The 22,270-nt window shown below is 45.5% G+C and carries 18 protein-coding genes, 1 tRNA gene and 1 pseudogene; 9 read left to right on the forward strand and 11 right to left on the reverse strand.

Translation table 11 applies throughout. The annotated features are described in order from the left end of the window. Positions 1-12 precede the first annotated feature (12 nt). The 4 genes from AC27N8_RS30090 to AC27N8_RS30105 form a co-directional block, all read right to left on the reverse strand. On the reverse strand, positions 13-1,920 hold the full coding sequence (locus tag AC27N8_RS30090) for an ABC transporter ATP-binding protein (protein WP_487074776.1): 1,908 nt from the start codon (positions 1,918-1,920) through the stop codon (positions 13-15). Next, a complete protein-coding gene (locus tag AC27N8_RS30095) occupies positions 1,920-3,647 on the reverse strand; it encodes an ABC transporter ATP-binding protein (RefSeq protein WP_487072433.1) in 1,728 nt (575 codons plus the stop codon). Before AC27N8_RS30095 ends, AC27N8_RS30090 begins: the two co-directional genes overlap by 1 nt. Continuing rightward, on the reverse strand, positions 3,644-4,144 hold the full coding sequence (locus AC27N8_RS30100; protein ID WP_487072435.1) for a MarR family winged helix-turn-helix transcriptional regulator: 501 nt from the start codon (positions 4,142-4,144) through the stop codon (positions 3,644-3,646). The genes AC27N8_RS30095 and AC27N8_RS30100 overlap by 4 nt, the downstream gene beginning before the upstream one ends. 244 nt (positions 4,145-4,388) lie before the next feature. After that, positions 4,389-7,082 carry a helix-turn-helix domain-containing protein gene (locus tag AC27N8_RS30105; RefSeq protein ID WP_487074778.1) on the reverse strand — a complete coding sequence of 898 codons (2,694 nt, stop codon included), beginning with the start codon at positions 7,080-7,082 and terminating at the stop codon, positions 4,389-4,391. 274 nt (positions 7,083-7,356) lie between these two features. On the opposite strand from AC27N8_RS30105, the gene AC27N8_RS30110 reads away from it, so the two are divergent. Together AC27N8_RS30110 and AC27N8_RS30115 are read left to right on the forward strand one after the other, a co-directional pair. Beyond that, positions 7,357-7,986 (forward strand): RNA polymerase sigma factor, encoded by a 630-nt coding sequence (locus tag AC27N8_RS30110; protein ID WP_487072437.1) that lies wholly within the window; start codon positions 7,357-7,359, stop codon positions 7,984-7,986. 73 nt (positions 7,987-8,059) lie between these two features. Next, the gene (locus AC27N8_RS30115) at positions 8,060-8,542 is read left to right on the forward strand and encodes a toll/interleukin-1 receptor domain-containing protein (RefSeq protein WP_487072439.1); all 483 of its coding nucleotides are present in this window, start codon (positions 8,060-8,062) and stop codon (positions 8,540-8,542) included. 2 nt (positions 8,543-8,544) lie between these two features. On the opposite strand, the gene AC27N8_RS30120 is transcribed toward AC27N8_RS30115, so the two are convergent. Beyond that, complete coding sequence (locus tag AC27N8_RS30120) at positions 8,545-9,606, reverse strand: hypothetical protein (RefSeq protein ID WP_487072441.1); 1,062 nt, start codon at positions 9,604-9,606, stop codon at positions 8,545-8,547. A gap of 273 nt (positions 9,607-9,879) precedes the next feature. Here AC27N8_RS30120 and AC27N8_RS30125 point away from each other — a divergent pair, with 273 nt between their 5' ends. Together AC27N8_RS30125 and AC27N8_RS30130 are read left to right on the forward strand one after the other, a co-directional pair. After that, on the forward strand, positions 9,880-10,470 hold the full coding sequence (locus AC27N8_RS30125; RefSeq protein ID WP_487072443.1) for a PadR family transcriptional regulator: 591 nt from the start codon (positions 9,880-9,882) through the stop codon (positions 10,468-10,470). Positions 10,471-10,613: 143 nt separating this feature from the next. Next, positions 10,614-11,606: an NAD(P)-dependent alcohol dehydrogenase gene (locus tag AC27N8_RS30130; protein WP_487072445.1), complete on the forward strand. Its 993-nt coding sequence runs from the start codon at positions 10,614-10,616 to the stop codon at positions 11,604-11,606. A 606-nt stretch (positions 11,607-12,212) separates the two neighbouring features. Here AC27N8_RS30130 and AC27N8_RS30135 read toward each other — a convergent pair. From AC27N8_RS30135 to AC27N8_RS30145, 3 genes are all read right to left on the reverse strand, one after another. Beyond that, positions 12,213-12,659 (reverse strand): toll/interleukin-1 receptor domain-containing protein, encoded by a 447-nt coding sequence (locus AC27N8_RS30135; RefSeq protein WP_487072447.1) that lies wholly within the window; start codon positions 12,657-12,659, stop codon positions 12,213-12,215. Between the two features lie 103 nt (positions 12,660-12,762). Beyond that, a complete protein-coding gene (locus AC27N8_RS30140) occupies positions 12,763-14,796 on the reverse strand; it encodes a TIR domain-containing protein (RefSeq protein ID WP_487072449.1) in 2,034 nt (677 codons plus the stop codon). A 749-nt stretch (positions 14,797-15,545) separates the two neighbouring features. After that, positions 15,546-15,977 (reverse strand): Uma2 family endonuclease, encoded by a 432-nt coding sequence (locus AC27N8_RS30145; protein ID WP_487072451.1) that lies wholly within the window; start codon positions 15,975-15,977, stop codon positions 15,546-15,548. Positions 15,978-16,347: 370 nt separating this feature from the next. Here AC27N8_RS30145 and AC27N8_RS30150 point away from each other — a divergent pair, with 370 nt between their 5' ends. Together AC27N8_RS30150 and glgX are read left to right on the forward strand one after the other, a co-directional pair. After that, positions 16,348-17,169 (forward strand): AfsR/SARP family transcriptional regulator, encoded by an 822-nt coding sequence (locus AC27N8_RS30150; protein WP_487072453.1) that lies wholly within the window; start codon positions 16,348-16,350, stop codon positions 17,167-17,169. 157 nt (positions 17,170-17,326) lie between these two features. Beyond that, the gene (gene glgX / locus AC27N8_RS30155; protein WP_487072455.1) at positions 17,327-19,468 is read left to right on the forward strand and encodes a glycogen debranching protein GlgX; all 2,142 of its coding nucleotides are present in this window, start codon (positions 17,327-17,329) and stop codon (positions 19,466-19,468) included. A gap of 60 nt (positions 19,469-19,528) precedes the next feature. Here the strand turns inward: glgX and AC27N8_RS30160 are convergent, their stop codons facing one another. Continuing rightward, the gene (locus tag AC27N8_RS30160) at positions 19,529-19,819 is read right to left on the reverse strand and encodes a hypothetical protein (RefSeq protein WP_487072457.1); all 291 of its coding nucleotides are present in this window, start codon (positions 19,817-19,819) and stop codon (positions 19,529-19,531) included. Between the two features lie 316 nt (positions 19,820-20,135). Here AC27N8_RS30160 and AC27N8_RS30165 point away from each other — a divergent pair, with 316 nt between their 5' ends. The 3 genes and pseudogenes from AC27N8_RS30165 to AC27N8_RS30175 all read left to right on the forward strand — a co-directional run. Beyond that, positions 20,136-20,459: an AAA family ATPase gene (locus AC27N8_RS30165; protein WP_487072459.1), complete on the forward strand. Its 324-nt coding sequence runs from the start codon at positions 20,136-20,138 to the stop codon at positions 20,457-20,459. A gap of 50 nt (positions 20,460-20,509) precedes the next feature. Beyond that, the gene (locus tag AC27N8_RS30170) at positions 20,510-21,292 is read left to right on the forward strand and encodes an AAA family ATPase (RefSeq protein WP_487072461.1); all 783 of its coding nucleotides are present in this window, start codon (positions 20,510-20,512) and stop codon (positions 21,290-21,292) included. Positions 21,293-21,321: 29 nt separating this feature from the next. Next, positions 21,322-21,441, forward strand: a pseudogene (locus AC27N8_RS30175) (DUF3226 domain-containing protein); the annotation flags it as partial. A gap of 33 nt (positions 21,442-21,474) precedes the next feature. Here the strand turns inward: AC27N8_RS30175 and AC27N8_RS30180 are convergent. Beyond that, positions 21,475-21,684 (reverse strand): hypothetical protein, encoded by a 210-nt coding sequence (locus tag AC27N8_RS30180; protein ID WP_487072463.1) that lies wholly within the window; start codon positions 21,682-21,684, stop codon positions 21,475-21,477. Between the two features lie 166 nt (positions 21,685-21,850). After that, positions 21,851-21,931: transfer RNA gene (locus AC27N8_RS30185), tRNA-Leu, on the reverse strand. Positions 21,932-22,270 lie beyond the last annotated feature (339 nt).

Raw genomic sequence — 22,270 nt, forward strand, 5'->3', positions numbered from 1 at the left:
ACACGTTTGTGTTTAACTGGCCTTGACAGGGATCTGAGGCTCCTGAAGTTCCTCTTCTGATCCGGTGGAGAACTGGCTGTTATAGAGATCGGCGTAGAAGCCTTTCTGTTCGAGCAGCCCTTCGTGTGTACCCTGTTCGATGATGCTGCCGTGGTTCATGACCAGGATCAGGTCGGCGTCTCGGATGGTTGAGAGCCGGTGTGCGATGACAAAGCTTGTGCGGCCTTGCATCAACTGGTTCATGGCTTTCTGGATCAGTATCTCTGTGCGGGTGTCGACGCTGCTGGTCGCTTCGTCCAGGATCAAGATCGGTGGATTGGCGAGCACGGCGCGGGCGATCGTCAGCAACTGCTTCTGACCTTGCGAGATGTTGGTAGCCTCTTCGTTCAGGATGGTGTTGTAGCTATCGGGTAGCGTCCTGATGAAGTGGTCCGCGTGCGCCGCCTGCGAAGCCTGAATGATCTCAGCCTCCGTTGCGCCATCGCGACCGTAGGCGATATTATCCCGAATAGTTCCGTTGAAGAGCCAGGTGTCCTGGAGCACCATGCCGAACATCCTGCGCAGGTTGCCGCGCTTGAGCTCGGTGATATTATGTCCATCGACCAGGATGCTGCCGTCGTAGAGCTCGTAGAAGCGCATCAACAGATTGACCAGCGTCGTTTTGCCGGCTCCGGTAGGGCCGACGATCGCGATGGTCTGTCCCGGCTTGACATTGATATTCATATCCTCCATCAGGATCGCATCTTCTTTGTAGCCAAATTTGACGTGATCGAATTGCACCGATCCCTGTGGTACCTCGATGACCTCGGCATTGACTGCTTCAGGAATCTCTTCCTCCTCATCGAGCAGTTCGAAGACGCGCTCGGCCGAGGCGATGGTTGATTGGATGATATTGGCGATGTTGGCTAGCTGCGTGATTGGCATCGAGAACTGTCGTGCATATTGCAGGAAAGCCTGGATATCGCCGATCTCAATCGCTCGCTTGGTAACCATGATGCCACCGATGACGCTGACGAGTACGTAGCCCAGGTTGCCTACGAAGGTGATCAGCGGCATGATGATGCCGGACATGAATTGCGCTTTCCAGCCAGCGTTGTAGAGATTGTCATTGAGCTCGGCAAATGTTTCGATGGATCGTTTTTCAAAACCGAAGGCTTTGACGATTTTATGACCGGTATACATCTCTTCAACGTGTCCGTTGAGCTGTCCCAGCGCTCGCTGCTGATCCTTAAAGTAGTTCTGCGAGCGTTTGGCGACGGTCATCGTGGCCAAGATGCTGAGCGGCAGGGTGATGATCACTACGCCGGTCAGGAGCAGATTGATGGTCAGCATCATCACGATGACGCCTACGATCGTCACAATCGATGTTACAAGCTGCGTGAGACTCTGCTGCAAGGTGCTACTGATATTATCCATATCGTTGACTGCGCGGCTGAGGATCTCTCCATGCGTGCGGGAGTCATAGAATTTCAGCGGGAGCCGCGTCAGCTTCTCATCGACCTCTTTGCGCATGTCATAGACGGTTCTCTGTGCCACGCCTGACATGATATATTGTTGCAGATAGTTGAAGCCTGCACTGATGACATAGAGCACTGCTAAGATCATCAAGATATGCATGATATTGGCGAAATCAACGCCGGGTCCACCATGCATCTTTGAGATGATGCCATTGAATAACGTTGTTGTGGCCTGACCCAGGATCTTTGGGCTCAGGATGGTAAAGATGGTGCTGATGATCGCTGCGACAAAAACTGCCACCAGAGCGATGGTATATGGTTTTAAGTAGCCCGTAAAGCGCATCAGGGTGCCCTTAAAATCTTTTGGCTTTTGCACAACCATGCCAAAGCCACTCATGGGGCCTCCGCCCATCGGGCCACCACCCATCGGACCACGTGCGGGACCACTCGTGGGTCTATTCATCATGCGATTTCCTCCGCTGACAGTTGTGAGGATACAATTTCACGATATACCTCACTTGATTCCATCAATTCGTGATGGGTACCGATACCTGTGATTTTGCCTTCATCCAGGACAATAATCTGATCGGCATCCATGACGGTACTGACTCTCTGAGCGACGATCAAAACGGTTGATTGTCTGGTCTCTTGGTGTAGTGCGGCGCGTAGACGAGCGTCGGTCTTGAAATCGAGCGCCGAGAATGTATCGTCGAAGATGTAGATCTCTGGCCGTCGGACCAGGGCACGGGCAATCGAGAGGCGTTGTTTCTGTCCACCCGAAATGTTTGTGCCTCCCTGAGAGATGGTGGCGTCAAAGCCATCTGTCATGCCTGTGATAAATTCGGTGGCCTGAGCGATCTTTGCTGCGTGCTCGATCTCTTCTTGTGTGGCATCTTCTTTGCCATAGTACATGTTGTTGGTGACGGACCCTGAGAAGAGCACGGCTTTTTGCGGCACGAAGCCGATCTTAGCCCGCAAGCTTTCCTGCGTCATTTCGCGCACATCCAGATCGTCGACCAGCACACTGCCGCTATCGACATCGTAGAAGCGCGGGATGAGATTCACGAGCGTCGATTTACCGGCTCCGGTGCCACCGATGATCGCTGTGACCTCGCCGGGCTTTGCGCTGAAGGTGATGTTTTTAATCGCAGGCTCTTCCGCCCCTGGATAGCTGAAGGTCACATCTTTAAACTCGACGTACCCCTTCTGGTCACCTGTCTCTTTGGGCTGTTCAGGATCAAACAAGGCTGGCTTGGTCTCAAGCACGGCGTTGATTCTGACGGCGGATGCTGAGGCGCGAGGGATCATGATGAACATCATCGAGACCATCATCAGCGCAAACATGATCTGGATCGCATATTGCAGGAAGGCAATCAGCGCTCCGACCTGCATCTGGCCAGCATCGATGCGTACACTGCCGAACCAGACGATCGCGATGGTTGAGACGTTCATCACCAGCATCATAATTGGCATCAGGGCTGCAATGATGCGGTTGGCGCTGATCGCGGTCTGAGTGAGATCCTCATTGGCGTGATCAAAGCGTGCCTTTTCGTGGCTGGTACGATCGAAGGCACGAATGACGCGCACACCGACCAATCCCTCATTTAAGATCAGATTTAACTTATCAAGCTTTTCCTGCATGATTTTAAAGAGCGGGATGCCTTTGCTGGTGATCAGCAGGACCGAGATGACGATGATGGGGATGACCGCGACGATGATCCAGGCAAGGGTAGCATCCTGCAGGACAGCCATAATAATACCGCCGATACAGATCATCGGAGCATAAATCATCAGGCGCAGCATAATGATCAGCACCTGCTGAATCTGCGTGGTATCATTGGTCGTGCGTGTGATCAGCGATGCCGTACTGAAGGTATCGAACTCGTGCAGCGAGAATGTTTCGACATTATTGAAAATCTTGCCGCGCATGATCTTGCCGAACCCGGTAGCGATCTTCGATGAAAAGTAACTGGCCACGATCGCGCAGAGAGCGCCTCCGATTGCGATTGCCAGCATGAAACCACCGACGCGCAAGATGTAGTTGGTGTCGCCCTTGACGATCCCTGTGTCGACGATATCTGCCATCAGCGTCGGCAGATAGAGATCAGATAAGGCTTGTAATAGTACAAAGACTAAGACGATACCGATCTGAGGTCGATAGGGCTTTAAAAATCTGAATAATTTGATCATACTTCCTCGTCTCCACTCCATGGTGACTGATTATGACTGGCTTCCTTCTCGTGAAAGTAGGTATTGACGCTGGATAATAACTCGGCAAGTTGTTGGCTCTGCTCTTCCCCCAGATACTCAACCAGACCATTAAAGGAGGATATTACGTGCTCGTGTGCTTTTTGTGTGATCTGCTCACCTTTTTGTGTCAATGTGATCACCACGGAACGCCGATCAATTGCATCGGTCTGGCGCTCAATCAAGCCACGTACTTCAAGGCCCTTGAGCAATTGTGTTACTGTCGGTGATGTTACATGCAGATACTTGCTGATCTCAGAGACTTTTATCTTGCGATGAAGATGCTCTTCGCTCTTCTGGATAATGAATAAGACCCTGATTTCGCTTGGCTTACAGCCATCGATGGGACTTTGATGCCATCCACCATGTTTGAACTGCATAATCGAAGTCATTAGCTTCTGTGCCAGTAGATTTTCGGGTGGATCGCCAGATATGTGCATTGGCTCACTTTCTCTGTCAGGTAGATTGGTAACTAATTTAGTTGGTAACCTAAGTATATTTGATCATGGCTGAGTTGTCAAGTTATCTGACAGGGTAATGAGAATACAATGCGATATATCGTTATCCGCTGTTGAGAGTATAAACGATATATCGCATTGCTGTCAAGACTAATCCTGGCAAGTCGAAAGAGTACCCGATGGCGAAAAATGTCTCACTTTCTATAGACGACAAAAGCCAGCAAAATCATGAAAGGCAGCGTAGAATATTCTCAAGAGATGTATTCTTTTCGTAATCTAATTGTGCGGTAATATGAGCAGCTTCCAGTAAATGCTTGACTTTCTCTTGCATCACTAGGAAAATTTTGCGTTGCTGTGGATGCATATCAAAGGTATGTATCCAGAATGTGGCAGCTTCCAGGAGCATAATAGCGAGATCGTTCCTTTCTCTTTCCAGCATGATTTGAGCCAAACCGATCAGACTACGGCCAACCTGCTTTTTATCACCAGGCTCTTTGTAGCCTTGCAGGACTGCGACATAGCAGTCTTGCGCATATGTCTGATCGCCAGCTGCCAGTTGGAGATCTCCCAGGATACATAATGAACTTGCGGCCTCGGATTTGTCACCTTGTTTCTGGAGGAAGTCCAGTGCCTTTTTGACCATATTGGGTGTTTCTTGCGCGACATCTCCGAGTGCGAGCGCCACTTCGGCTAATTTTAACTGCCGGCTGATAACGGTTGAGATGTCTCCAAGTTGCTCGGCGATGCCAATGCGCTGTGTGAAGAGCTCTCTGGCCTCCAGGTAGTTTCCCTGGTATAAGGCGACGTCGCCTAATCTATCAATCGTCAGAGCAATCAGAGGTTTGGTGCCCAGTTTCAGAGCAAGCTCATGGCTTTCCTGTGCAAGCTCCATGGCGTGCTCGAGATTGTTTTGCGCTATTTCTATGTTGACTTGTGTTGTCAGTATGCGTGCCAGACTTTCTGGGTCTTGCGTTCTGCGGGTCGCCGCAATACTCTCTTCCAGGAGTGCGTGGGCTTCCGCGTTTTTCCCCTGGCTGTGCATGAAGCGTCCCCGACTTTCCAGCGCATTTGCCAGAACCCAATCGTTTTTTGATTGATAGGCTACCTGTACGCACTCCTGAAGCAGATTATTGGCCTCTTCGGGTTCGTTTTCACGATACAGGACCCAGCTTAGCGAATTCAACGCACCTGCCAGATTTTCCAGGTCATGGATTTCACGAGAGTAGGCTGCACTCTGTTCAAGCTGCCAGCGTGCATCGACCAGGTCACGGAGACGATACGAGAGATGTCCTGCTCGTCGCAGTACTTTAGCGCGAATTGCCTGCTGCTGTGCTCCTGGAAGCGCGGGAAGTTGCAGAGCCTCTGTGAGACAACGCTGTTCCTCCTTCCAATATCCACGTAAGCCGCAAAATTTGCCAAATGCCTCACTAAAGCGTAAGGCCAACTCAGTCTCTTGTTGTTCAAGTAACCAGCGCAAAGCATTGCGCAAATTATCTACTTCCAGATCTAATGTTGCCAGCCAGTGTGCTTGCTCTGCCCCTTTCAACAGTGGGGCCGCTTGCTCAACGAGCTGAAGATAATACAAGGCGTATGTACGATACTGAGCCTCTAACTCACCGCTTTCACGCAAACAATCCTGTGCATACTGGCGGATCGTCTCAAGCATGATGAAACGAGGTTCCTCGTTTTCCTGTGGTTCGAGGCGCTGAATCAACGTTTTGTTCAGGACCGAATCGACGACCTCTACCATGTCTTTGATCATGGACGCTGGCTGCATGACTGCATTGAAACAGGCTTCGATCGTCTCAAGTTGTACTCCGCCAAGAAAGACAGAGAAGTGTTGAAAAAACCATTTTTCCTGTTCGCTGAGCAGGTCATAGCTCCACTTTATCATATAGTCAAGTGTGTAGTGTCGTTCAGGGACAGAACGCTCGCCATTTTTCAGCATATGCTGATCCTGATTTAGTTTTTTAAGGAGCGCCTGGGGAGTGAAGAGCTTAATGCGCACCGCTGCAAGCTCAATCGCGAGAGGCAATCCATCCAGGCGTATACAGAGTTCTGCGACGGCATTCGCGTTGGCCTCTGTAAGTTTGAAGGAGGGAAGATATTCTTGCGCTCGCTTTACAAAGAGCGCAACGGCTGCATATTGCATCATATGATCAACTGTGGGTAGGTTGTCCCGATCTGGCTTGGTGAGGGCCGGGACCGCAAAAATGTGTTCGGCCGCCAGTTGCAGCACCTCGCGACTTGTCACCAGCACCTTGATGTATGGACAATCCTGGAGGAGTTCCTCAATTATGCTAGCGGCATGGATGAGATGCTCAAAATTATCCATGACGAGCAGCATATGTTTATCCTTGAGGATATTTTTAATCTGCTGCATGGGCGTTTGCGATGTACTGTCCTGGAGGCCAAGTGCTGAGGCCAGTGTAGGAATGAGCATGTCGGGATCAATGATTGGGGCGAGTGATATATAGCACACGTCGTCAACAAAATGCTCCTCTACCTGTCCTGCGGCTACGATTGCCAGGCTCGTTTTTCCGATGCCTCCTGTTCCGAGCAGGGTCAATAAGCGGACATCGGGACGTATGAGCATCTCATTTACATCGTCGACCTCTTGTTTGCGTCCGATAAAGGTTTTAAAGATGATGGGTAATTTATGCAGCTGCAAGACTGCTGTCGGTGGTTCAGTTTTCTGGGGAGGGGATTTTTCGAGACCGAGTTCCGCAGGCGTCATCCCAAAAGCCTGGCAGAGTTGTTCACGATAATGAGGACTAGGGGTGACGATACCACGTTCCCAACGCCCCACTGTCTTAGGACCAGGCTCACCGACTCGTTTAGATACCTCATTTTGAGTCCAGTTACGTTGCTCGCGTGCGTTTCGTAGCTTATAGTTGGGTTGTTTTTTTGATTGGTCCATATTTGTCACGGGTTTGCCACGCCTCCTTATAGAATCAATCTGATTGCATTAATGTCGCTGGGAGTCTCATCGGTAAAAGTGTCACAAGTTGCCCCCATACTTGCCCCCTTCATGATGTTTTTTCTTAAGTCTTTTTGAGTTACGATTTCACTAAGCTCACTGCTTTGTTGTCTGGTTCTCCTGGCGAGCATCGCCGGAAGGAGAAGTACATCAATGCATCTACACTCCACAATAACATAAACGCAAAGAGTTGTCATAAATCATAGGAGTTATTATGAGTAAGACAAATGAGATGATACTTGCAGAGGTTGATGGCTATATCCTCGTTCAGGTAAAGAAGTTACTGTATGGACAGCAGAATTTCAGGTATGAAGATTTTAATGACTCGGAAGTAGATGAACTCACGCAACGTGTACGGATTAAATTCTGGAAGACGTTGGAGAAAGGGCTGGTCTCGCATCCTTATTCCTACGTCAAGCGCGTCGTTTATAGCGAGTTCATCGATATGAAGCGCCAGGAGAAGCGTATGGTCGCAGTACCGATCGATGATGAGGAGGTGATCGATCTATCACATGGAACGGTCGATCCTGCTGATGAGGTGATCCAGCAGATAGAGTTTCATCTCTTCTTGCAACGTCTTGTACGTATGCTGCTTGATCTTCCTCCGCGCCAGCAGCTGGCAATGATCTGCTGGCTGTGGGAAAAGGTCGATGATACCGTCCAACTGCGTAGCGTCCTGATCGGGTGCGGTTTTGATATCGATCATATGCAGCTGCCATCAGCCCGCTCCGAGCGCCATGCGATGCTGGCCTCGCTCTCCGTAGCGCGGCAAAAACTGGCTAAAAATCGTGCCCGCGTTAATGCCGAGGGCAGAGAGTTGGTTGAGGCACGTCTCTGCGGATAGGTCTGCGTTGACTTGATGCTATGTATCGTAGCAAGTGAAGACTTTTTATGCTAATCATTGAGGAGGAATTTGTATGCACGATGAATCTGTTCCGTCCCGTACCGATGTCTTTGTAAGTTATAATCGCGATGATCAGAGGTTTCTCGATGAATTTCATGTACATCTGGCCTTTTATATTCGCAAGGGGCTGATAAAATCCTGGGACGATACCCAGATTCAGGCCGGAAGCGAGTGGAAGAAGGATATTCACAAGGCTCTGAATGCTGCGAGAGTCGCAGTTCTGCTGGTGAGTGCGAATTTTTTTGCCTCTGACTTTATCGATAGAGTCGAGTTACCTCCGTTGCTCCAGGCGGCAGAGCAGGGCGAAGTGACCATTTTTTCTGTGGTAGTGGGATTGTGCGTGTTTGGTGACACTCCTCTCAGTAAATACCAGACTATTAACAACCCTGCTCTGCCTCTCAATCAGATGTCTCGTGCCAAACGCGATAAGGTCTGGACGACTTTAGCTAAGAAGATCAGGGACGAGTTGCCAAAGTCTGCCAGATGTGATGATTGAGATCATGTTCTGACACTTTCACTTAATGCTGCCTGGAAACAATCACTGGCCAGTGCCAGGTTTTCGTCGTGCTTGCCTCGGATGCGTTCCCAATAGATCATACCAGCGCATTGTTTCACTTTGGTCCATTCAAAGTGATACTCATCTATGGTATAGACCTGAAGGGCCGCATCTAGATGTCGGAGCGCTTGTTCTTGCATGACTGCTTGACCACTGTAGAGTTCTTGTAGCTCTTCATAGGCTGCTGCCTGGCGATAGGCTTCACCCAGGTAAGCGTGAACTTTGGCCCATTCTAAGGGATAGGTCGAGCGGGTAAGGACCCGTAAGCTGGATTGTCCTAGCGTGATTGCTTGTTGTAAATGGTCCGCTTTGAGAGCATCTCGCCTCATAATGGCGATCAGGACCAGCCCCTGCTGGATAATTGCCCACTGAACAGGATCGTTCTCTTCCGTGATGATTTGTAGGGCTTGTTGATAATGCGCGAGTGCGTTGTCCAGCATCTCTGGCTGGTCGCTTAGAAAGTAGCTGATCTCACTATACACGTGACCGAGTGTGGCGTGCGTGAATGCCCACTGGAATGGGAGCGTTTCACGGGTATGCACTTGCAAGGCTTGCTGACAGTACTCCAGCGCTTGTGTGAGATTTTTTTCTCTCTCCTCGGAGAGCAGGTTTCTACAAATCTCTCCTCGTGTGAGTTGTACCAAAGCCCATGGTTGAGGCTCATTCTCGCGTGTCAAAACTGTGAGCGCACTGGCGCAACACTGGTTAGCATACGCTATATTTGCCTGTTTGTCTCCAGTAATGCGCCTCACATAAGCGATTCCTAAGATCGCATGAGCGAATGCCCATTGCAATGAGCGTATCTTTTTACCCTCAAGAATGGATTGCAACCTGGTAATAGTCTTCTCCTGGTTTTTACTTTGTACGCTTATCAGCAATGGCTGCTCTTGTCGTAAAATATGCAGCACGCTTTTCCAGGAGCTTGTGTCTATTACGTCGTTGAAAGGTGAAGAAATCTCTAGAGAATGAAAGGTATTCGAATATGAAAAGACATCATTGAGCATTTTTCTATCCCTTTTACTATAATCACGATTTTTTCACTACTGTAGGGACGAAGTGTCTGAGTAAATATACAAATATGCAGTACCCAAATAAATTGTTGTAACGTATATCCTTTTCATGCCCGTACAGTAACCGTTTCTATAGAGACGAATACAAACTATAGATATACAAAAGGGTTTACCCCTTTTATTTTACTATCCTCTTGACAATGTTGTATCTACATGATATATATCTGTTAGATATATATCATGTAGATGTAGAAAGATGAGATACACATGGCGAAAGAAAATAAAAGTAAGTATGCGGTTATGGGGGTGCTGAGTTTCTATCCAAGCTCTGGCTATGACATCAAGAAATTTATGGAATGCAGTACCGGCAATTTCTGGAGCGAGAGCTATGGGCAGATTTATCCTATTCTAAAGCAATTAGTCGCAGAGGGGCTGGCAGTGCGCCATGCTGAAAAGCATGAGGGGAAGCCTGAGAAGTATATCTATACGCTGACCGAGCCAGGAAAAGAAGGGCTGCGCGACTGGCTCTCAGAGTCGGTTGAGTCTGATGTAGAGCGTATCGAGTTGCTACTCAAACTCTTCTTTGGTGCCCATATCCCACTCGCGAAGAACGAAGAGCATATTCATACCTTCCAGCAGCTTCAGTTGCACCTGCTCGAAAAATATGAAGCGATCGAGCGCGATCTGCTAGTTGCCGTGCAGGCTGATCTGCTCCTCTCGTATCGACTCATAACCGTGCGTTATGGCATTCTGCGCTGCCATGCCTTGCTGACGTGGTGTGACGAAACGTTAGAGACCTTACACCAACTGGCGCAACTAGAGGGTGCCGTACCGCAAGACGTGCAAGCTTCTATTTAAGCGTACCCAGGCGGACAGAATGAACTGGTGATTGTCTCATCGCTACTATCTTGCAGAATTAACATAGGACATCGGCTCTTCTGGAAGGAGCTGAAGAGATGTTCTCATTATAAAGAATAAGAAAACATGAAAAGGAAGAAATCATGACACAAACAGAGAAGACGACAACCGAGACAATGCGTGCCGTTGAGTATAATCAGTACGGAGCACCAGATGTGTTGCAGATAAGCATGGTAGCACGTCCTCAGGTTGAACCCGGTGAAGCGCTTGTGCGCATCCTTGCATCGAGCGTTAATCCGATCGACACGATCGTGCGCTCCGGCAAACTGCGCTTCCGTACAGGCAAGCAATTTCCTAAACGCATCGGGATCGACTTCGTGGGAGAGATTGTCGCTCTCAATACCGATGCATCGGACTTCAACATCGGTGATCGCGTCTGGGGCGTGATGCCGCTCACAATTGAAAAAGGATATGGCCAGGGCAGTGCTGCAGATTTTGTCACGATCTCGACCGCCCGTATTGCATTGAGCCCGAAAAGCCTCACCACAATTGAGTCTGCTTCGATCTCCAGTGTGGGTGCGGTAGCTATCATCGCCTTGCGCGATAGGGCCAGATTGCAGCCAGGTGAACGCCTGCTTGTGCGCGGAGCTGCGGGTGGAGTCGGGAGCATGGCGGTCCAGGTGGGGAAACTACTCGGTGCGCATGTCACTGCGCTCGCCTCGGCCAGAGATCTTGGCTTTTTGAAAGACCTCGGAGCCGACGAGGCACTCGATTACCGTACAAATCCACCATCCTCTCTGAAGCCGTTTGATGTCGTGCTCGACCTGGCAGGAACGGACTTGAATCAATATCGCAAGTTGTTAAGCCATAGCGGCAGAATGTTCTGTCTGGCTATGGGTTCGCAGAATATCGCCTACATCCTGGCTTCAAATATCTTTGGACCTAAAAGAGTACAGTTTTTTAGCGCTGCGCCTATGCGGGAGACCATGATTGATCTTACTGCATATGTTGATGCCGGGTCCATCCGTCCGGTGGTCCATAGCATCTACGACCTGGATAAAATCTCCGAGGCGCATCGGTCGCTCGAAACCGAAGGTGGTCGAGGAAAGCGCGTTGTCAGACATACAGACAACTAACGTAGAGCTAATTAAGAGAGTGGTATCTTATCATTTGTTGCATTCTTTGGTTTGCTCTATCTCCAAAGGTTATGGCAGTAACCAACAATCAGAAAATGTTACAAGTAGCTCCATTTAATATGAATAGATGAGCCTGGTTATTGATTACTCCTATTCCATACGCCATTGAAGCTGGAGACTCGTTAGATACGAGATGATTGGGTCGCTGTGATCTGGCTTTTTATTGTGCGAGAGCTCCATTCTATCTTTGCAGGATTGTATGTAAAGCTAACTAGCAAGATCTCGTTCTTGATGTTTGTGGGGGCTGGTATTCTTGATCGATCTGCTTTCAGTGAAGCTGCTGGTCTACTGGTTACTGACAGCTTGATGAATAGAGCACTTTCTGCTTACCTGCCTGTTTGATGACGTTACTGGTATGAGTGTGACAGGTGCAGTTGTCCTTGGGGTGATTGGGCCTATTCTGCCCTTTTTGGGTATCTTCAGATCCAATGCTTTTGCTCGGTAAGGAGTGGGAATTTTCAGGATCGTATTTCATTCAAGCATCATAGCATTGATGCTTGAATGAGTGAGTTCTTCTTAGAATTCTGGAAAATGAGTGAGTTCTTCTTAGAATTCTGGAAAAGGAACTGTAGAAGGTTTGGCTCGCCCTGGATGTATTCCCTTTAGTAATTTGTCGCGAGCTTTTTCTTCATTTAGGCCCACTAAGTCAATATAACCAATAGGACCAAGTAATCCAGGTATATCAAATTTTTTGATTTTAATAGGAATCAATGATCTTTGTTGAAAGGCAACAGTCCATTCATCACGTGCATATTGGGACTGTAAATATTCAGGTGAAAGTACTGCAATTGTTTGCTTGGCGATTTGTGCTGCTCTATCCATTTCCTCTATAAAGTTACAACCGGGCCGAAAATCCCAAGCTTGAATAATTGTCTTATAGTTAGCTTGCTCCAGTTCATGAGCAATCCATTCAGCCTGGGGACGATCGGTATTAGTGTAACTAATAAAAAAGTCTTTCTTGTTGTCATTACTTATGGCTTGCTCTTTTTCCATGTAAATATACCTCTATAGCTTGCTATTTGAAAAACATCGTGATAGAAAGAAATACAGTAAATAGTAACAAAATAGAATAGTATATTGACTAGCATATCTAATATTATACCATCTTGTTGTGATAGTTCTTGTATGCAGTGATGATTTGATTAGCAATAGGTATGTGAGGCCCAAAATTTGCTCGTTGGTTCCATAATCCCTGCTTGCCATTATAATAAAACAATTGTAAATCACAAGTGTGATCATCACAGGGTTCTATATGCATCATCGAGATATATTCGTATAGCACATGATCGATAACGGTTTCTTTATTGATATATTCAATGAAACCTTCTGGCATTAGTATAAGTAATGCCTCTCTATTAGGTATTTCCATTATAATACCAGGCGTGTTTTTGATTGCATTCATCATTAGAATACTGAAAAATAATACTGCGCAAGTATCCAGGAAAATTGTTAAAAAAAATATGATAGTCGTATCAAAACCTCCTGCACCCTTTGCTATAGTAATTGCAAGTGCTAAGCAGGTAGTCGTAATAAATAATAGGACAAAACATGCCCTTATTAAGGCAACTTCAAGATCTATTGTTGTGTGTGTAAGATCAGTAAAAGAGTATTTATCGTTTCGGAAAACTTTCCACGTATCAGGGATATTCCCTAATCCAATTTGGTCAATAATATCTTTTGCACTTTGAAATGGCCTGGTTGGAGGTTTGAGAGTCGCATTTGAAGAAGATATATCGCTGTTTAGAGTGGATACCGAACTAGTGGTGTTGGGTAGACTTGATCTTGTTTCTTGTTCAAGTGTAGGAGCCAATACTCTTGTTGTATCTAAATCATAAGCAATCCATTTATTTCCTATACGTATTTTATCTTCTTTTTTTAATATCACTGGAGTCTCAGGTAATATTCGTTGATGATTTACAAACGTTCCATATTCGCTCTTGAGGTCAATAATATAAAAATGATTACCTTTGAAAAAGATAATAGCATGATGAGGAGATATAGATGCATCTTCTAGAACTATGCTATTATCTTTTTCTCTACCAATACTATTATCCTTGAGTTCTAGGTGAATATGCTCTGAATTTTCACTATGAAGAGCAGTACTAACTAGTTTATCAAGTCTTTGTGTGAGTTCGCTTTCTTCTTGAGTCAATTCATCAATTTCAATGAGAACACCAATCTTAGCGGTTTCACGCTCTCTGGTTGTGATAATGATATGACCAGTATTTAACCGGGGCAAAAACCACTTGATTTCAGCAGTATCCTTGATGTTATCAAGAATTAATAACCAATTATGATGAGTTTCTAACCATTCTTTGAATAAATATGCATCAGCTTTAGTATTATTAGTTTTGCTCCTTGGAATTTGAAGTTCTTGGATTATGTTTTTTATACTTTGATGTAAACGATCGTTTGATGAAACAATTTGTGCATTGTATTGAAGCCAGAAAATGAAATTATAATTGCTTTGGTATCGATACATATATTCAATTGCAATTTCTGTTTTACCAATACTTGCTTTGTTTTGAGATATAATACTATGGGTGATAATGGGTATCAAGTTACTGTGAAGAGCAGCATTTATTTGTTTGAATGTGTATCTGCGTCCAACAAAACAAGGATTTCGATTATGCTTTGTCTCAAAGAAGCGTGGTGTGATCCCAGGAAATGGTGGTTCATCTTTTGTTTTTCTCCTTGCACCTTTTATTGAATCAATTAATTTGGTGCTGGCTTCTTTGGGATTGAGACCAATCATATCAATAGGCAGAAATTTTCCTAGAAATCCTTCTATCTCGCATACTTCGATGCGAATAAGTAATAATTGCCTTTCTTCATCAGAAAATTCGTCGGAAAATGATGTTGACCATTCTGGATGAGCATATAAATTATTCATATAATGTGGGGAAATGATAATGATAATAGACTTCACATGTGAGGTGGCTCGGTGAAGTTCGTGGATTATGTTCATTCCTGGTCGAAAATCCCATTCTGGAAAGATTACCGAGAATCCTTGATCTTCTAATTTCCATGCGATCCATTCAGCCCAACGTTGGTCAGCAGTTTCATAGCTGATCAAAAAATCTTTTTGGGAAACCTGATTGTCGAACAACCTTATTTCATGACTTTGCATTTTTTCTCCTTGATTAGACATCATCTTAAATGAGAGGATTATATAGAAATAGCTCTCGAGGGATTTCTTCCTTTGCTAATTAAAAATGACGTAGAAAAAATTTCTTTGTCAAAGCTTTTTTGCAATTTATACCCTTTATAATCTTAATGTTCCTGATATATAATAAAACTTGTAGAAAATCATGATAGCTCTTGTAGAATCTACAGGTTTTTTGTAAATAAAGGGAAATCTTTTTCATCTCTCTTCTATAAGGCTTATATGCTTTAATCAAGCAGTTTATCAATGTCACATTTGGGAGGGATGCGTTGTCTCATTGATTGCTTGATAATGTATTCTGTTTTTGCACGGGTAATTTCCGAGAGGTCATTTTTTCAGCTTGAATGTTAATTGGTGAGGAAAATCATGGGTGATATCATTTTTTAGGTAAAATGAAATCTTATTGTAAAAAAGAATATTAATTGATATAGACGAAAATTATTGTATTGGTGTTAATAAAGGGTAATTTTGGTGGTCATAGTAGACTCAAATATATGGGATTGTTGAATCGTTCAAGTGCTGATTGTGAGGTTGCTTTTCTTTTTATCGATGAAGTAAGGACTATTTCTGCTAGTTATCGTCCCTATATGTCAGCAAGGTATTCGCAATGGCAGGGAAAATCTTAAAGGTCAGGGAATACTGATTGATCATTGAAACCCGATGTAAGAATCTTTTTGCGCGTGATCTGTAGATCCACGCCTCGATATAAAGTATCAACGGCGAACTCGATGTTCAGATGTTCGAGTCTGGCCATGCTTCCTGGTCCATAAGTGCGGAACCTCCATCCGTCTTTCTTGCGATGATAGACCTCTATCCATATGCTGAAACGACCAGGCGAGGCAGGGATGCTGGATCGAGCCATCAAGTGCCTGATCGCTTTCTTCGCAACTCACACTGAGATCAGGATAGACGTAGTAGGATTCTGAGAGCTCCAAGCGTATATCTGAGTTATATGTCCAGTATGGGCTCTTTTCTAACGATTGCTCTAAAACTGCCCCGAGTCGTGAGCTGAGTGCAGAATGGTATGTGCTTCCACCTGCTAACATCTTGACTTCCCCATCGAGATATTCGTAGCGCGCATCGAGACTATGATTATCTAGCGCCAGGTAGTCGTCCACACTCATAAATAAATATTCGGGTTTCATATGGTTGCTCCTTCCAAATTATATCGTATAATAGTATCTTAAACGGTTTACGAGCACTTCATATTACCTATGTACTTGGTCAATGGTGGTAATACAGGTGGCATATAGCGAGTACTTGTTATGCCTGCTTGTTATTCGAGTAATTGCATAGATATAGTTTAATATGAATACGGGCATGCAGATTTTGGCATGTCCCACCGTTTACCTGGCAGATTGTGTCTACACAAAAGATTATTTCGCGAGCGAGCCCTCATTTCTGTCCTGGAGTGTTATTACCTTGTTTTATGATTTCTATTGCTGTCCTGGATACGAAATGTATTGTGTGTCTATGGAATTTGTACGTAGCACGTAAGAAATGAGGAAAACTGTTATGATACAACCACCAACAAATCTCTCTTCAACTGTCGGCGAAAACGCGACTGTCAATTCGGACTGTTTTGCTGTCTGCCTGGGTCAGTTTGAAATAAGGTATCGAGACACCCCGATTGAACTGTGTGCTAATCGCAATGGGCAGGCTATCCTGCGCTACTTGATTGCTCAGACCAGCCACAGTGCCACTGCGGATACGCTGATGACTCTTTTCTGGCCCGAAGAGAGTACTGAAGTGGCGTTGCGCCGATTACAAGTGACAATCAGTATCCTACGTCGCTCGTTGAGGGCTGTCGGCGAATCGCCGGGAGGCTATATTCGTTATAAGAGTGGCATGTACTTTCTCAATCCGGCAGTTTCTATCAGTACCGATGTTGATATCTTTCTGGCTCTCTATGAGAAGGGAAGGCGAGTCGATGCTCATGCTGCCGTTGCCTACTTTGAACGGGCATGTGCTTTGTATGTTACTCCCTTTCTGATCGAGGATCTGTATACCAACTGGTCTTATACGCGCCGGCTACAACTGCGTCAGATCCATGTGAACATGTGCCTGGCCCTGGCTTCTTATTATCTGGAGCGAGGTTCCTTTGAGACTGTTGTGCATTGGGTTGCCACGATCATGCAAGAGAATCCCTGCGATGAAGTTGCCTATCAATTGCTGATGCAGATGTATGCCTTGCAGGGGAGACGGGACGAATCTCTACGTGTTTATCAACGCTGTCGCCATGTGCTTCAGGAAGAGCTTGATGCCAAGCCTTTGCCGCAGACTGATGCATTATATCAGGCTATTGTGCGAGGTGAACTGTATCAGGGCATGTACTGATTTTTCAGGCTACAGGGGGAGATCAAAGATAGAGCCTCTACAAACCGTTTATAAAGCACTCTATGGTACACTAAACCAGGGCAGAAACGAAAAACTACCACCATTATTGTAGTGCATATGTTTCGACTAATCGTGTCATACTTGCGTGGAGTGAAAAATGGCTGATGCAGTACATAATATATTACAGATGGATGCCGCGTTATCTCCGTATCAGATTGAGCAGGGATATCCACGTCCAATAGGAGCAACGCCGGATCATGATGGTGTAAACTTTTCTGTTTTTTCCGAGCAGGCGACGTCGGTCGAACTCTTATTGTTTGATCGTGCCAATGATCCCGAGCCGCGACAGATCGTGCGCTTTGATCCCGATAATAATAGGACGTTTCATTTCTGGCATGTGTATGTGCGAGGATTGAAGCCTGGCGCGCACTATGCCTATCGTGTTGATGGCCCTGACGATCCTCATGGGCGCGGGACACATTTTAATCCCCGCAAAGTACTGATTGATCCTTACGCCAGAGGCAATACCGATGATCTCTGGGACCGCGTGCGAGCATGTGATGATGCTGATAATCTGGCATACTCTATGCGGAGCGTGGTTGTCGATATCTCTGGCTACGACTGGGAAGGTGATCATCCTCTACGACGACCGATGAAAGATACCATCATTTACGAGATGCATGTGCGCGGCTTTACGCAGCATCCGGCCTCGGGAGCGCAACATCCCGGGACGTTTGATGGCATTATCGAGAAGATCCCCTACTTGCAGGATCTGGGTATCACGGCCGTTGAGCTCCTGCCGATCTTTGACTTTGATGAAAAAGAGGCCAAGCAGATTAATCCTTTCAATGGTCAACCACTGACAAATTATTGGGGATACGATCCCTTTGGTTTTTTTGCGCCGCAATCCTCATATTGTATCTCGCCGGAAAGTGGTGGTCATATCACAGAATTTCGAGATATGGTGAAAGCGCTGCACAAAGCGGGCATTGAGGTGATTCTCGATGTAGTTTTCAATCACACCGGTGAAGGCAATCACCAGGGACCCAGCATCAACTTCAAAGGCTTTGCAAATGCCATGTACTATATCCTCTCGAGTCAGGATCGGCAATATTACATGAATTACTCCGGTTGCGGTAATACCCTGAATGCGAACCATCCTATCATGGAGGTGCTTATTGTCGATGCCTTACAGTATTGGGTTAACGAGATGCACGTCGATGGCTTTCGTTTCGATGAGGCTGTGATACTGTGTCGAGATGATAATGGACAGCCATTGTCGTATCCGCCAGTGGTCTGGGATATCGAGCTGTCAAACGATCTGGTCGAGACGAAAGTGATCGCGGAAGCCTGGGATGCTGCTGGTCTCTATGAGGTTGGCTACTTTCCAGGCTATCGTTGGGGCGAATGGAATGGACGCTATCGGGATGCGCTGCGACATTTTGTCAAAGGCGATAGTGGCTACCTCGAGAGCAAGACGCTGGTTGGACGCATGGCTGATGTGATCGCAGGCAGTGCAGACATCTATGAACACTCTGACAAGTCGCCGATTAACAGTGTCAATTTCATCGTTGCCCATGATGGCTTTACACTCAATGATCTTGTCAGCTACAACTATAAGCATAACGAAGCGAACGGCGAAGGCAATCGCGATGGCATGGATGATAATATGAGCTGGAATTGCGGGGTAGAAGGAGAAACAGACGATCCAGCCGTCGAGGCGTTGCGTAAAAGACAGATTAAAAACTTTACGGCGATTCTTATGCTCTCACAGGGAGTCCCGATGTTTGTCTATGGCGATGAGGTCAGGCGCACACAAAGGGGCAACAATAATGCGTACTGTCAGGACAATGAGATCAGTTGGTTTGATTGGAAGCTGGTGGAAAAGAACCAGGAGATCTTCCGCTTCTTCAAAGGCATGATTGCGTTTCGGAAAGAGTATCCTCTCGTGAGGCGCAACAAATTTTTTACCGGGCAGATGAATGAGCGCGGTCTGGCGGATATCTCATGGCATGGTTGCCAGCTTTATCATCCCGGCTGGCAGGATCAGAATTCGCATGTACTATCATTTACCCTGGGCGGGGTGGCGAACGCTGCTGACATTCATGTAATGCTGAATATGGATTGGCAGGATCTTGATTTTGAACTTCCCGTCCTTACAAACCGGCAGTGGTATCGGGTAGTGGATACCTTTGAAGCTCCTCCTCAAGATCTCGCCGCACAAAACGAACAGATTGTCATAACAGGGAATAACTATCATGTAAGAAATCGTAGTGTCGTTGTGCTCGTCTCACGCTGATATACCTGATAATACAAGATAACACAATCTCCATTTTTGTGTTATCTTGTATTAATTCCGCTACTCATCCTGCTCCCACTCCAGATATGCTTCATCTTCTTGAGTAATTATCTGCTGACAGTTATACTTGACATTGTTTGTACTTTGATCAAATGTCCATGCAAGATAAAAACCGTTGAGCTCGGCCTCGATTTCAAGCGCCTGTATCTTATTGTCGACCTCTAATCTGAAGTCGTAAGCACCTTGACTGATGCTTAGTTGAAGGTCTGGGCAGCGTTCGATCTCGCTGCCTCGTTGCTTGTAGAGTTCAATGAAGCGAGCAAGCGTTTGCTCCGAATTGAATGCTTCCATACCACCTCTCCCCTGCGCCAAATTTTCATTTAAAGCCCGATTTGCTTCTTATATTGTAGCATTAGAGGCTATATATCTACTTCCGGAAAGTCGTTAATCTGATTAAAGGTGTATTACCTGATAATTCTAATATTAGCTACCAGTGGATTAAGCCAGACTTTGTAAACATAAAATATTGAATTTACGGGCTTACGAGTGGTGATCTGTCATATTTGAATTTTTATATATATTTTTGTACAATTATATTATGGAGGGTAAATTGAGAAAGTGTTATAATAACTTTGGGATAGATACTTTCTGGTGAGGGGCTACTTATATGGTAAGAGAAGGAAATGATGTGAGAAAAATTTTGTTAAACTCCCTTATGATTCAACAGTTTAGGGGCTTTAAAGACCTGCGTATTCGGCAATTGGGTCGAGTAAACTTAATTGTTGGTAAAAACAATGTAGGGAAGTCAAGTCTTTTAGACGCATTGCAAATTTATGCTCATAGGGGTTTTCCAACTATATTATGGCAAATGTTAGAAGCTCATGACGAAGGGGTCCTTTCGCGACGAAATTCCAGCATTAGACTTCAAAATCAGGTTGATGAAGATGCCTTGCTTTCTGCAAAATATTTATTTTATGGTCGTGAGATGTAAAGGATATTTCTAAAGCTATCCATATTGGGCCAATTGGCTCTTCCGATAAGATGCTTTCCCTCAGTATAGAATTTTTTTATTCAAAAGAAGATGAAGAGGGAAAGATAAGTTTACAGCCTGTGTTATTTGAAGAAATGACTGTAGTAGAGGACCCTATTCCTCGCTTCTCTATAAAATATGGCAAAAAGAATCGTGGATCAACTTATCCTATCTCTTCTAATTCGCCACGTATGCTGAGAGGAGAGTCACGTGATGTCAATTGTGTCCTCATTAATGCGAATGGCCTGGATAAGCGTACGATTAGTACTCTTTGGGATCAAATAGCTCTAACAGATCATGAGGGAGAAATATTAAATGCATTAAAGATCATTGCTCCTGGTGTTGAAGCAATTAGCCTTGTTGGTGATCCTCAGTCGGCGAGAGAGCGCTATACCATTGTGAAAGTAGCGGGAATACGAGAGCCTCTACCTATTCGAAGCTTAGGGGATGGCATGCAGCGTGTGCTAGGTATTGCGCTCGCCCTGGTGAATGCGGAGAATGGTATCTTACTTATTGATGAGGTAGAGAACGGTTTGCATTATTCTGCACATACAGATATATGGAATTTGATTTTTCATATAGCACTTAAGCTTAATATTCAAGTTTTTGCTACTACTCATAGTTGGGATAGTGTTGTTGCTTTTCAACAGGCTTCTCAATCTAATGATGATCAAGGGGCGCCCGATGGTGCTTTCCTGGTCCGTCTTGAGAATCGCAATGGAGATATAGACGCAACAATTTTTGATGAACAAAAATTGCGTATCGCAACTCGAGAACAGATAGAGGTTCGCTAAACCATGAATGAAGGACTTATGAAGAACCCAGCAAACCTATGGGGCAAGCCATTACTAAACGCTACTTTAATCATGAGGCTTCCCATGCTCAATTATTTGTTTCCTGGATACAACAGTTATTTGATATTTCTGTTAACATTAGCACATAGATATGCAGTGATTGTAGAAAAACTGCTATATTATTATGTCATAGTAGAAGATTGCAATTTGCGTTTGAGGACGGCTGTAAATTTTGTGGGCTCATATGCTGGCTGTGTGGAATAAGGGACTAATTCGTAGCGTAGCACAATCATACTGGCCAGCTCCCAACCATTTAAGCCATAGTGATCAAGGGTTGGTATAATTTCTTCTGCCAAGAGCTTCAAGTGGAGATATTCCCACTTTTCCATCATTTTCTTCTCCACGGGATAAAAATTATTTATCTTCACTCTAATGATCTACAGGTGGTACTACACTATTAGACGTCCTTGCTATAGAAAAGTAAAAGTTTTAGGAGCACAAAAAAAGTGTCTCACGTGAGCGTTTAAGCTATGTGAGACACTTTTTTTAACTACAGAGTGCCGATGGAGAGAGTCGAACCCTCAACCCTTGCGGGACCTGTTTTTGAGACAGGCGCGTATACCATTCCGCCACATCGGCAAGTACTTGACGGAATGAATAATACCGCATCCACAGCGGGAAGTCAATAGTTTTGGGGAGATAATTTTTAATTTGCTGCGGCCTGGACAAAGTAGGCTGTGCCAGTGATGGCGTGGTACTATGGGGCTGTGATGGCTCTGGATCTGACGAACGGTATGATTTTGTTCGTGTACATATATGTATGATGAGTTGTTGAGGCTATTTTGTAGGAAACGCATCAGTTTTGAACACTTGCGTATTGTGAAAATGTTCTGTTATACTTTTTGATATCTCTTCATTCTAAGAATGGATATAAGGTGCCGAATTATCTGTCTATGCAGCTACGGTTGAGTGCTTTGA

The organism is Dictyobacter sp. Z7_2 (genome assembly GCF_057551105.1).

What these genes read in the sequence shown, in the direction of transcription:
- AC27N8_RS30090 (WP_487074776.1), bottom strand. Translation starts at nt 1,920, where the DNA reads ATGAATAGACCCACGAGTGGTCCCGCACGTGGTCCGATGGGTGGTGGC.
- AC27N8_RS30095 (WP_487072433.1), bottom strand. Translation starts at nt 3,647, where the DNA reads ATGATCAAATTATTCAGATTTTTAAAGCCCTATCGACCTCAGATCGGT.
- AC27N8_RS30100 (WP_487072435.1), bottom strand. Translation starts at nt 4,144, where the DNA reads ATGCACATATCTGGCGATCCACCCGAAAATCTACTGGCACAGAAGCTA.
- AC27N8_RS30105 (WP_487074778.1), bottom strand. Translation starts at nt 7,082, where the DNA reads ATGGACCAATCAAAAAAACAACCCAACTATAAGCTACGAAACGCACGC.
- AC27N8_RS30110 (WP_487072437.1), top strand. Translation starts at nt 7,357, where the DNA reads ATGAGTAAGACAAATGAGATGATACTTGCAGAGGTTGATGGCTATATC.
- AC27N8_RS30115 (WP_487072439.1), top strand. Translation starts at nt 8,060, where the DNA reads ATGCACGATGAATCTGTTCCGTCCCGTACCGATGTCTTTGTAAGTTAT.
- AC27N8_RS30120 (WP_487072441.1), bottom strand. Translation starts at nt 9,606, where the DNA reads ATGCTCAATGATGTCTTTTCATATTCGAATACCTTTCATTCTCTAGAG.
- AC27N8_RS30125 (WP_487072443.1), top strand. Translation starts at nt 9,880, where the DNA reads ATGGCGAAAGAAAATAAAAGTAAGTATGCGGTTATGGGGGTGCTGAGT.
- AC27N8_RS30130 (WP_487072445.1), top strand. Translation starts at nt 10,614, where the DNA reads ATGACACAAACAGAGAAGACGACAACCGAGACAATGCGTGCCGTTGAG.
- AC27N8_RS30135 (WP_487072447.1), bottom strand. Translation starts at nt 12,659, where the DNA reads ATGGAAAAAGAGCAAGCCATAAGTAATGACAACAAGAAAGACTTTTTT.
- AC27N8_RS30140 (WP_487072449.1), bottom strand. Translation starts at nt 14,796, where the DNA reads ATGCAAAGTCATGAAATAAGGTTGTTCGACAATCAGGTTTCCCAAAAA.
- AC27N8_RS30145 (WP_487072451.1), bottom strand. Translation starts at nt 15,977, where the DNA reads ATGAAACCCGAATATTTATTTATGAGTGTGGACGACTACCTGGCGCTA.
- AC27N8_RS30150 (WP_487072453.1), top strand. Translation starts at nt 16,348, where the DNA reads ATGATACAACCACCAACAAATCTCTCTTCAACTGTCGGCGAAAACGCG.
- glgX (WP_487072455.1), top strand. Translation starts at nt 17,327, where the DNA reads ATGGCTGATGCAGTACATAATATATTACAGATGGATGCCGCGTTATCT.
- AC27N8_RS30160 (WP_487072457.1), bottom strand. Translation starts at nt 19,819, where the DNA reads ATGGAAGCATTCAATTCGGAGCAAACGCTTGCTCGCTTCATTGAACTC.
- AC27N8_RS30165 (WP_487072459.1), top strand. Translation starts at nt 20,136, where the DNA reads ATGGTAAGAGAAGGAAATGATGTGAGAAAAATTTTGTTAAACTCCCTT.
- AC27N8_RS30170 (WP_487072461.1), top strand. Translation starts at nt 20,510, where the DNA reads ATGCTTTCCCTCAGTATAGAATTTTTTTATTCAAAAGAAGATGAAGAG.
- AC27N8_RS30180 (WP_487072463.1), bottom strand. Translation starts at nt 21,684, where the DNA reads ATGATGGAAAAGTGGGAATATCTCCACTTGAAGCTCTTGGCAGAAGAA.